Source organism: Parvibaculum sp. (assembly GCF_002684405.1).
Classification (GTDB): domain Bacteria; phylum Pseudomonadota; class Alphaproteobacteria; order Parvibaculales; family Parvibaculaceae; genus Parvibaculum.
This window is the reverse complement of the sequence record NZ_NYVD01000060.1, coordinates 22,172-28,171: the sequence shown is the minus strand read 5'-3', so window position 1 is coordinate 28,171 and position 6,000 is coordinate 22,172. Positions and strand designations below refer to the sequence as shown.

At 57.8% G+C, this 6,000-nt stretch carries 8 protein-coding genes; 4 read left to right on the top strand and 4 right to left on the bottom strand.

Features of this window, described 5'->3' with window-relative positions; all coding sequences use genetic code 11:
• Positions 1 to 718: 718 nt before the first annotated feature.
• Together CMI59_RS05205 and CMI59_RS05200 are read right to left on the bottom strand one after the other, a co-directional pair.
• Positions 719 to 1,099 (bottom strand): type II toxin-antitoxin system HicB family antitoxin, encoded by a 381-nt coding sequence (locus CMI59_RS05205; protein WP_167093445.1) that lies wholly within the window; start codon positions 1,097 to 1,099, stop codon positions 719 to 721.
• Positions 1,100 to 1,130: 31 nt separating this feature from the next.
• A complete protein-coding gene (locus CMI59_RS05200; protein ID WP_167093447.1) occupies positions 1,131 to 1,316 on the bottom strand; it encodes a type II toxin-antitoxin system HicA family toxin in 186 nt (61 codons plus the stop codon).
• Here CMI59_RS05200 and CMI59_RS05195 point away from each other — a divergent pair.
• Positions 1,230 to 1,697 (top strand): hypothetical protein, encoded by a 468-nt coding sequence (locus CMI59_RS05195; RefSeq protein WP_167093254.1) that lies wholly within the window; start codon positions 1,230 to 1,232, stop codon positions 1,695 to 1,697. The genes CMI59_RS05200 and CMI59_RS05195 overlap by 87 nt on opposite strands.
• Positions 1,698 to 2,058: 361 nt before the next feature.
• Entirely contained in the window at positions 2,059 to 2,502 is a 444-nt protein-coding gene (locus tag CMI59_RS05190) for a hypothetical protein (RefSeq protein WP_167093449.1), read from the top strand.
• Here the strand turns inward: CMI59_RS05190 and CMI59_RS05185 are convergent.
• Complete coding sequence (locus CMI59_RS05185; protein WP_281356625.1) at positions 2,493 to 3,479, bottom strand: metallophosphoesterase; 987 nt, start codon at positions 3,477 to 3,479, stop codon at positions 2,493 to 2,495. The genes CMI59_RS05190 and CMI59_RS05185 overlap by 10 nt on opposite strands.
• Positions 3,479 to 4,018, bottom strand: coding sequence for a hypothetical protein (locus CMI59_RS05180; protein ID WP_167093453.1), 540 nt, complete (start codon positions 4,016 to 4,018; stop codon positions 3,479 to 3,481). Before CMI59_RS05180 ends, CMI59_RS05185 begins: the two co-directional genes overlap by 1 nt.
• 38 nt (positions 4,019 to 4,056) lie before the next feature.
• Between CMI59_RS05180 and CMI59_RS05175 the strand changes: the two genes are divergently transcribed.
• Positions 4,057 to 5,232 carry a metallophosphoesterase gene (locus CMI59_RS05175; RefSeq protein WP_293325641.1) on the top strand — a complete coding sequence of 392 codons (1,176 nt, stop codon included), beginning with the start codon at positions 4,057 to 4,059 and terminating at the stop codon, positions 5,230 to 5,232.
• Positions 5,232 to 5,810 carry a metallophosphoesterase gene (locus tag CMI59_RS05170; protein ID WP_281356618.1) on the top strand — a complete coding sequence of 193 codons (579 nt, stop codon included), beginning with the start codon at positions 5,232 to 5,234 and terminating at the stop codon, positions 5,808 to 5,810. The genes CMI59_RS05175 and CMI59_RS05170 overlap by 1 nt, the downstream gene beginning before the upstream one ends.
• Positions 5,811 to 6,000: the final 190 nt, after the last annotated feature.

Sequence of the window (6,000 nt, the reverse complement as noted above, 5' to 3'; positions counted from 1 at the left end):
GGGAACGGTTTATCCGTTCCCGCCAGCATCTGCGGTTCGTGCTTTCATCTACACTTTTATACAAGCATTTGTTTTTAAAGGCATTTTTTGGCTCATCGGCTGAGCTGTGCCGATCCCGCTCCGGTTACGGATGGGTCGCAACAACCCAACAGGCCGGATCCGTCCTGGCGTCGCATCGCGTTACCAGCATGCGGCTATATTAAGTCATTGAATTCATGCATTTAATTCCTGACGGCCTTCCTGTCGGGTGGCGGTCTGAACGGTCTGTCGGCTTCCCCGGATCAGGAAAGTTCGTGCTTTCATCTACACTTTTTGTGTAACGCATTGATTTCAATGAATTATTTGTTGAACTCATGCCCCGGCGGCCCGCGCGCCCAGAAGTCACCCGTGCTTCTTGGCAAGACGGATCATTACGGATGGGACATGTTAAGATATTAAATCAAAACATTTTTTTGATACTTGGGAGAAAATTGCGCGCAGGAGGCAGGCCGGTGAATGAGCGATCGAACCGTCGATGAAAGCACGAGCTTTCCCTATCCAGGAGCAGGCCTGGGGCGCGGTAGCGCGCATGAGCTGGACCCATCCCTTTGCCCGGGATCTTTCGCTCCGGTTGGGCCGACCGTGCCGCGGCAGGCGTGGGCGGTCAAAATTCCCTGAATTGATTCGCAGTTCTCGACGTCGGACACGCGCTGCAAGCACAGCCATGTTCAGGCGTTTTTTATGCTGCGAGTTCCCGTCGCGCTGCTCTGGCCAGGAAAGCGGATCGGTTTGACGCCACCTTGTCGATAGCGTCCAGGAGATCTTCCGGCAACGTTACTTGAACTCGTTTGGACCTTCCCGGATCACCCGGAATTGAGACAAGAAAGGCTACGGCATCGGCGTTGTCGGGATCGGCCATGATCGTATCAAGATCAGTGGGAGCAGGAATGCTCTCCCCATCTGCCCGCATAGCTTCGACATGTCCGGCAAGAGCCTCCGCAGCCATGAGGCGAGCTTCCTCCAGCGTTTCACCGGCCGTGATGCAGCCGGGAAAATCGGGGAAATCGACGCCGTAATCTGAATCGCTATCCTTCCGGAGCAATGCAATGAAAGTGGCCATTTGCCCCTCCTTGGGCTAGAGCAGCCGAGCTTCAGAACGTGAGGCCGGCCTGCTTCTCGATGCTTTTGACCGTGCCCTTCGGGATATCCCGCTTTGGATGAGGCACAGTCACGATGCCGGGTTTCGTAGGGTGTTTGAAGTGATGGTGGCTGACGGTTGTGCGAACATGCTGCCAGCCGTCGGCTTCAATCTTTCTGATAACGTCCCGGCTATTCATGTGTACGTATATACACGCAACCGGCTGCCTTTAAACAGAGTTGTGTATTTTTATACACATAAATTGCCTTCAAGGGCAGGTTGCGGGCGGTCAAAGTCCCCCGATATCACGCGCGATTTCATCAGGCGTCTCCGGCCATCAGTCGCGCGGCTTGCACACGTCCTGCCGGATCGTCGCATTGAGATCTGCCATTTCCCGTATCCAGGCGACAGGACAGTCACCTTCCGCTCAGGCAACATCCTCTGTGTCCCAGATCCGGGCGGCCCGGTACAGAGTTTCGAAATCGATAACGTCGGCAAGCACGATGTCATGGATCGCGCCGATAGAGACCCCATCGAAGAAGGCCTGCATATGTGGCCGCCAGGCGCGTGCGCGATATGAAGCATGCAGACATCCCACGAAGGTCTCGATGTCGATCCATTCGGGACGCGGTGCATTGATCGTCTTAACGTCTTCCCGCGCCTGAAGGAGGGGATTTGGGCATCAGGCCGGGGGAAACGCGACCTGACGGCATTCGCGGTTCGATGGTTCCGCGCGAGGCGGTTTCCCTGATGGCCGCATTCCGGCCCGAAATATGTTCCGCGCTGCTTGGGTCTCGCGACGAAGTTATTGTGTCAACGATATGGACACCGGTCGCGCAAATAGAAATTGTCGATACGCGCTTTCCGCCCCGCCCTGAACGACGGGGCATCCAGCGCATCTTTGGTGAGGTGCATCGACACCTCCTTTGGGATTTCAAACTATGGCAAAGCCTTATACGGTCGCGTGCAGTGATCGGTACAAGCTGATGATGCATCGGATCATTGCACGCGCGTTGCGCCGTGATCCCTCGCTCCTCGCCAGAGGGTGGACGGCGCTGGAGCGCCAGAAGAGCCGGGGTGAGGATTCGTTTCGCATCCAGGAATGGGCAGAGATCTTGTCACTTCCGATCCCGGAACTCGCACGGAAGATCATCGAAAGGTCGGAGAATATGGAACGGCTGCGGCTGAGTTCGCCGCTCTATTTCGTCGTCGATTTCACCGATCTCGATCTGCGACGGCGCCTCATTGCCAAGGCAAAGCGGGGAATCGTGTATGAGCGCCGCGCTATTTTCGTGGAGGAGCTCAGCGACGAAGACCTGCGGCTGATCGCCAAGGCCCGTGTGCCGGAAGATCTCGACTGGGATCCTGAGGCCGATCAGTCCTGATCGCGTCGGGACAACTCCTCGAAGCCTTCGCGGAGCTCATCGAGAATCTCGCCGGGCGCATTGTCCAGCGAGTAGGCCTCGGTCGAACTCCCGAGTGTGAAGACGAGCGGCTCGTATTTGTCGGCCCCTTCTTCGTGCCCGGTATATCCGCGCTGAGAGGACAGGACCCGGGTTCTGCCGTAGGTCCGGTCGAAATCGATATGCGTGTGGCCGAAACACCAGGCATTGGGATGCCACTTTTCGATTTCGGCGGTCAGATCGCTGGCATAAGCCGGGGACAGGTCTCCACAAACAAATTCGCCGTTTGCCTCCGGCACCGGCGCGTGATGGGTCACGATCAGGATCAACGCGTCTTCGCCTTCATCGGCACGGATACGCGAGACCTCGTGGTCTAGCCAGGCCCGGCTTTCGAAGTGGATGTTCCGGAGGTCGAAGGGCTCGAGCATTTTGAGCCCGTACCTTACGAGCTGGTGGTCATTGAGCTGGCGGCTGGCCTGGTGCATCGCGCCGGAGATTTTCTTTTCTTCCTTGCTGTTGACCTCATAGTCGGTCCAGCGCGTGCAGCCGAGCACGTGTAGGCGACGGCCGTCCTTCTCGAGGACGAGTTCGTCATTCTCGAGGAAGTGCGCATCGGCATTGGTTAGTGAGAGCTCGCGCAGGTCATCAACCGTGCCGCCGAGATCGCGCTTGTAGGCCTCGTGATTGCCGGCGATATAGACCACTGGCACGCCAAGAAAGGCGGCTACCTTTTCGGCATAGACAAAGCCCTGCTTGCCGATATCGATATCGCCGGCCAGCACAACGAGGTCCAGGTCTGCCTTGGCCAACCCGTCTAGCAGCGGCCCAACCTTCGGGTGCTTGTCAATTTTTTTCCGGGCCGTGTTCAGCGCGAACCAGGCGCCGCTCGGCGAGGAGGGCGGTTCGAACTCATTATGCAGGTCCGACATGAGCGCAATACGGAATGGCTTCGGGGTCATTATGCGATTCCAGTCACACAGAAGCTTTGGTCCGGACATGCGATCCGGGCGACGAGCTTGCCCCATTCCAGGGCGTCGGGACCAGCCCTGTGACGGCGATGTGTGCGCCGTCTCATCGCAAACTCCAGCTCGAGGAGCGGTTTGTCCTTCACGATCTCTTCGAGCCGGTCCTGAAGCTTCAATATGTCCCCGGTCCTGTTAGGACGCGGGGTACCGGCCGCCTCGTAGAGAGTCTTCATCCAGAATTTCTCGAAGGATGGCGCATCGGAATAGAGCGGGGTATCGCCAAATCTTTCGTCGATCCGCTGAACCGCGGTTTCGACGTTGATCCCTTTGTCCATGAGGTCGCGAAGCCGCAATCCATGCAGCAGCTCGGCTTCTGAAGTCCATTCCCAGTTCTGGAGCCAGTCCTCCGTCGGCCGGATCAGAAAACTGTCGACCGAAATCTCCTGCGCGTCGATATCGACTGTGGCCCAGCCGAACTCGATCGGGTAACTCTCCATGCCCGCGGCTTCGAAATCTATGACCGTGATTTTCATGCGCTTATAATACCCGGGTTTAAAAGGGCCCTGACGAGATGTCTGTCGAGATTACAGCATTTATGCCATCCGACCTGGTGCGACCGGGGCAGGGGAAGCGTGTTTTTGCCATCGGTGACGTACACGGACAAGACGATGCTTTCGAGCATGTGCTCAACGCGATGGCGGAGGCTGCCGAAGAATCGAAGGAAGAGACCGAGCTCGTGCTGCTTGGCGACCTCATCGATCGCGGACCAGGCCCGGTGCGGTGTCTCGACCTTGCAATGAAGCCGGCCGAGGAACTCGGCTTTGACGATAAAACCGTTTTAATGGGCAATCACGAGCAGATGGCACGGCTTGCTATGGGGCTGCCGGACCATTTTTTTTGGCTCTGGATGCAGAACGGTGGCCACACGATTTGTCGCGAGGCCGGGATTTCGAAAGAGGAAGTCGAGGATCTGGAGCAACAGAAGCTCCTTGCCGACTGGTTTCGCCGGACCGTTGGTTGGGAGAGGCGCCTGTTCCTGCGTTCGCTGAAGTCGCATCGTCAGATCGGAAATCTGCTCTTCGTGCATGCGGGAATTGCTCCAGGTGAGTCCAGGGAAGAGTTCCTCGCCGGACCCTGGCATGGCAATGGCGTTCGCACAGCCCATATCGATCAGTATCACTGGGCCTGGATCCGATGGCCGTTTCTTGAACACGAAACAGGTTGGGGAGGTGATCTGATCGTCCACGGTCACAGCATCGAGAAGCACCAGCTCCAGCGAGAGGGGCTGGACGAGGATCAGGCACACCGCATTCGCTTCGACCGGCTCGGGTTGGATGGTGGCGCGGCCATTTTCGATGCCGTGGTCGGCGCCGAGTTCGTCGATGGCGCCTATCGGATCTTCCGTGCGGAAGCAGCCAACACAAATCCGTATGCACCAAAAGCGCCAACTAAGCCTGTGAAACGCGTTGAGACAGAGGAATCACGCAAGATTGCTGAGTTTCTTCGCCGAGAAAAGGAAATCGGCGATCGCGTCCGTGCCGGCGGGATCGAGTTGCCGAGCGCCATAGCCGAGCTGCGGGAAGCCTACTTCTTGACGCAAGACCAGCTCTCGCTTCTCACCAAGATGCCGGCCGATCGGATCAACGACATCGAAAACGGAGACGTCGACCCAACCCTGTCCGAACTTAACCGTCTCCTCCGGCCTTTCACCTTTATCGTTGGTGCTATTGCAAAGAAAGACAGCTAATGCCCCGGGAATTTGTCATATCCGACCTGCATTTCGGGCACGGGCTCATGATCTCCGAGAAGATCCGAAGCCCGCGACCGTACGACGATACGACCCAGATGAATAATGCCCTCGTCGAGGCGTGGAACGCGGCCGTAGAACCCGAAGATACGGTCTATGTCCTGGGCGATGTCGTGCTCGGTATGGCTCCGAACGCCGGCATCGCCCAGCTCTCGCGCTTGTTGGGGCGCAAGGTGCTCGTGCGCGGCAATCACGATGACGACGAGATCGTGACCGCCCCCGGCCTCTGGGATGAGGTCCATTCCTATCTAGAGCTGCTCCGCACGAAGAACCGACCCATGGTCGTGCTGTTCCATTTCCCGATTGAGGAATGGCACGGCATTCGGCGCGATGCGGTCCATCTGCACGGCCATCAGCACGGGCGCAACCGCCCGATGAAGAACCGGCTTGATGTTGGGGTCGATGCGGTCGGCCTGGCGCCGATCCGGCTGGAGGACGCGATCAAGCTGGCGCAGAAGCAGAAGACGGTGATGACCGCTCTCGATGTGCACAGCCCGCGCTCGAAGCGGCCGAAGTGAATTGCGCGAGAGAAAGGGCGGGCGGGGCAACCTGCAATGATTTCTTGCAGGTTCAATCTGACTCCGGCCGCACTGAATCCGGAAGATTCTCGACGGCGCTGACTTTCTTTTAGCGGGCTCTCGAAGGGATTGAGCTGCCACGCAGGGTATTTAGATCGCCTATACGGCACTGCGTGTTAAAAAATATCAT